Source organism: Pseudooceanicola sp. HF7, assembly GCF_011806405.1.
In the GTDB taxonomy this organism is placed as follows: Bacteria; Pseudomonadota; Alphaproteobacteria; order Rhodobacterales; family Rhodobacteraceae; genus Pseudooceanicola.
This window is the reverse complement of record NZ_JAATOW010000069.1, coordinates 1-3,219: the sequence shown is the minus strand read 5'-3', so window position 1 is coordinate 3,219 and position 3,219 is coordinate 1. Positions and strand designations below refer to the sequence as shown.

Annotated in this window: 2 protein-coding genes; both read left to right on the top strand. The window is 62.3% G+C overall.

Annotated elements, in window-relative coordinates:
* The first annotated feature begins 144 nt into the window (after positions 1-144).
* Positions 145-1,059, top strand: a complete 915-nt coding sequence (locus tag HCZ97_RS20330; protein ID WP_167690939.1) for a LysR family transcriptional regulator — start codon at positions 145-147, stop codon at positions 1,057-1,059.
* A 358-nt stretch (positions 1,060-1,417) separates the two neighbouring features.
* Entirely contained in the window at positions 1,418-2,548 is a 1,131-nt protein-coding gene (locus HCZ97_RS20325) for an autotransporter domain-containing protein (protein WP_167690938.1), read from the top strand.
* Positions 2,549-3,219 lie beyond the last annotated feature (671 nt).

The following is a 3,219-nucleotide window of genomic DNA, read 5'->3' as shown; positions in this document are numbered from 1 at the left end:
TCTGAACTCCTCCGTCTGCCAGCACCCGGGGCGGAGCGGGTGCGAATCTTGCTTGCTAATCGTGTAGCTCTGGGAGAGGTATTTAAAAAATTGCTTCGATGAATGTCTGGCATTCATCCTGTCAATTGGAGGAAGGAGGGGCAGATGCGCTTCAACAAGCTGGACATGAACCTGTTGGCGGCACTCGATGTTTTGCTGAAAACCCGCAGCGTGACACGGGCTTCGGAAGAGATGTTCATTACTCAATCGGCGATGTCGAACGCCCTTGGCCGTCTCAGGATCTTCTTCGACGACCCGCTGTTGGTGCAGGTCGGCCGGGGGATGGAGCTGTCTCCGCTTGCGGAAACCCTGCGCGAGCCGGTGCGCGAGATCATGATGCGGGTGGAGAGCGCGACGCGGATCCGGCCGGTCTTCGATCCGCTGACCGACGCGCGCACCTTCAACATCGTGCTCTCGGATTATTCGCTGGCGACACTGGGCGGAGAGCTCTCGCGCCGGGTGGCGGAGCAGGCGCCGAACATCCGGCTGAACCTGCGCCCGCAGCACGCGGACCCCAGCAAGTTGCTGGACCGTGGCGAGGCGGACATGTTGATCGTGCCGGACTACCTTGGACCGATCGACCAGGATCACGAGATCATCTTCGAGGATGAGATGGTCGTGCTGGTGGATGCAGATGGCCCCTATGCGGAGGGACCGATGACGCCCGAATGTTTCGCCGCCGCTCCCCAGGTACTGATGGAGCCCCTGAGCGGCCAGAAGAGTTATTCCGAGGTCACCATCCGCGAGGCGGGCATCGACCCGAACATCGTGCTCTGGTGCTATCTCTTCTCTGCCATCCCCGAACTGATCCGCGGCACCGACCGGATCGCGCTGATCCAGCGACGGCTGGCGCAGATCGCCGTGGAGCGTGGGGGGGTGCGGATGCACCCTGCCCCCTTCGAGGTCACGCCGCTGAAGCAGAGCATGCGCTGGCATAAGCACCGCACGCGCGATCCCGGTCTGATCTGGCTGCGCGCTCGGGTCAGGGATGCCGCCTTGGCCTCTGCCCCCAAGTCATGACCCGTCGCGAATGACAATCCATTCACGACGTAAATACATGAATCAATAACAATCAATTTTTGCTTACCCCCTGCCTCTCGCTACGGTCCGATTCGAGAGGAGAAGTGTGGTCGACGGGGGACGTTGCGACCGCGCGGAGGAGGAAAGGACATCTTCGTAGATAGACCGTCGTCGCAGGGCCCTCGCGCCCTGGGGTGACAGGTTTTGGCAGGTTTGCGGCAGGCGCGCCCCGGCTTTGAACAGCAGGGCGCGAACGGTCGGGATCTGCCCAGAGACTGGCCGCAAGAGCCCTTGCGCGCCGGTTGACCCGTGGGGGCAGGAGGGCCCCCGCAGCATCATTAATCAGTGGAGGAGCGAGATGCTCAAACTCATTGCGACCTGCGCATTGGGCGCGGTAACCCTGTGTTCGGCAACGGCAGCCACGGCGGAAGCGCCGCAAGCCAGGGGAGCCGGCGGCCCGCCGCCCCTTTCAATCCAGGTCCTTGCCAACATGGGCAAAAGCGGGCTTCTGGGGATCATGGCCTCGAACGAGCGCTACGGGACCGTGCAGTCGCGCGTCGGCGTTGGCCGTGCGATGGCGGCGCTTGCGGACCTGCCCGGAACCCCGACTTTCGGCTACTCGGATGACCTTAGTGATCTGATCATGCCGATTGGCATCACGAAGCGCCTGAATGCAGGACCTAGCGAGACGGCCTCCTACCTGCGGTTTACCACCGACAACCGCTGGACCGATGCCGCGCGGACCAGAAACGGCGGCGCCGAACTGGAGACCGATAGCGAGCAGCACGGGTTTGGCGTGCAGTACCTCCATGCGCCCAACCCGGACCTCCTGATGGGTGTCGGGGTCGAGGTCAGCCAGAACCAGGTGGACATGCGCCACAACGGCGGCCGTATCGAGAATGACACCTTCGCCCTGCGCGCGGACCTGCTGAAAGTGGTGAGTGACCACTGGGGACTGGCCATGCGGGCCGCCTGGTTCGACGAGACCTCGGACACCAGCATTCCCCTGCCCATGACAACGATGGAATCCGAACAGGATCTGCAGCGCCTCTACCTTCAGTTCGATGCAGTCGGCACCTACTCACAGGCGGATATCGCGGCGCTGCCGGCTAACGTCATCCTGCGTCCGAACATCGGTGCCGCCTGGCAGAAGGTCTGGTTCGACGAAACCACCAATTCCCTGGGCGGAACGGTCAAAGGCCCCGGTGGCAACAGCACCGAGACCTACGGGTCGGCCTACGCCAAGGCCGCCTTGCAGCACGTCGGGCCGGGCAAGATCCATCCCTATGCCGGTCTTGGTGTCGACGTCGAGTTCGCCAATTCCTACGAGGATCTCGTCAATGAGCCTGCCTATCTGAACAGCTTTGTCGGCGCGACGGTGTCGCTGTCCCGCTCGGCCATGCTGAACGTGGTCTACGGACGCTATGATGGCTTCAAGGGAAACCGCACGAAAGAAACGCTGGTCATGGCGCTTGATCTGACCTTCTGAGCCGTCGGGGGTGGGCTGACGATATGCCCCTCCTATTCGGTATCGTTCCGCTGCGGCGGGACGTGCGAGGGCCCGCTTACAGCCGGTGCGATAACCGCCGGGCCTGGATGCGCAAACGGACAGAGACTTGTGTGGCGGTTTCGGAAGAGACCGCCACGTGAGCGCGGGTGGCGTCATAAATCGGCTGACAACAGCAGCGTGGTGCCAATGGCGACCCCGGCAGAACGCCGAGAATCTCATAAATTAAAGGCCGTAGGGCCCGAATACCCAAGAGCCTAAGACATAACAATGCAAGAGGTTGCCAGTGCCGGTTCCAACCGACTTGCACCCGAAACCCACTTCGAGACGCCAGCGGGGTCCAAGCAACTGTCCCGAGACGTTTGATGCCTCGAGCAAGTAGCACGAGCGCAGTATCCTCAGTGCTCGCGCCGCGTTGCATCGGCATGTACCGGCGCTCAGTCGCGCACTCCTCCGGGCTTCCCACTGCCCGCTGACTGGCCGTGCGCTCCAGGTCCAAATTTTGAAATCTTGCTCTCGGCGCGTCGAATTCACGGCGGCAATGCAATCATTCATCGAAGCAATTTTCGAAATGCCTCCCCGGCACTTAGACGCATGGTTGACAGGATTCGCACCCGCTCCGCCCCGGGTGCTGGCAGACGGAGGAGCTCAGC